Raw genomic sequence first — 647 nt, 5'->3', positions numbered from 1 at the left:
GCAAATGATTGCTTTCATCGAAGATCATCGCTCTTCATTTGGGGTCGAGCCTATCTGCAGGCTTTTGCCGATCGCCCCATCGACATATTATGACAGAGTCCGTATTGCCCGCGATCCTGCGCGTGCATCAGATCGCGCCAAATCCGATGCAGTCATGTGTAGTGAGATCAGCAGGGTTTATGCGGAAAATCGCAAGGTCTATGGAGCTAGGAAAGTTTGGCATGCCTTGCGCAGAGAAGGCCATGATGTAGCACGCTGTACAGTAGAGCGATTAATGCGAACTCTTGGTTTGCAAGGCGTGGTGCGCGGAAAGAAAGTCATCACAACCAATCCTGATACGTCACGACCTTGCCTGCATGATAAGGTCAATCGTCAGTTTAGCGCACAGCAACCAAACCAGCTATGGGTCTCTGATTTTACATATTGCTCGACTTGGTCAGGAATGGTTTATGTCGCTTTTGTCATTGATGTTTTTGCTCGCAGAATAGTCGGTTGGCGTGTCTCTAGTTCAATGACAACCCAACTCGTTCTTGATGCGTTGGAGCAAGCCATCTGGCAGCGTAGACCCGCTATGAATAAGGCTTTGACCCACCACTCGGATCGCGGATCTCAATATCTTTCGATGAAATATACCGAGCGGCTGGCTG

1 protein-coding gene and 1 other annotated feature are annotated in these 647 nt (G+C 49.3%); the gene reads left to right on the top strand.

Going from position 1 to position 647, the window contains the following annotated elements; genetic code table 11:
- On the top strand, positions 1 to 647 hold a 647-nt coding region (locus ABDZ76_RS17585; protein WP_343808672.1), incomplete at both ends, for an IS3 family transposase.
- Positions 3 to 79 (top strand) — a sequence feature (AL1L pseudoknot). Its footprint overlaps the gene before it by 77 nt.

Origin of the sequence: Paenochrobactrum glaciei (assembly GCF_039522165.1) — a bacterium.
GTDB lineage: Bacteria > Pseudomonadota > Alphaproteobacteria > Rhizobiales > Rhizobiaceae > Paenochrobactrum > Paenochrobactrum glaciei.
Note: the sequence above shows the minus strand (reverse complement) of the source record. Positions and strands in the feature narration are given on the sequence as shown.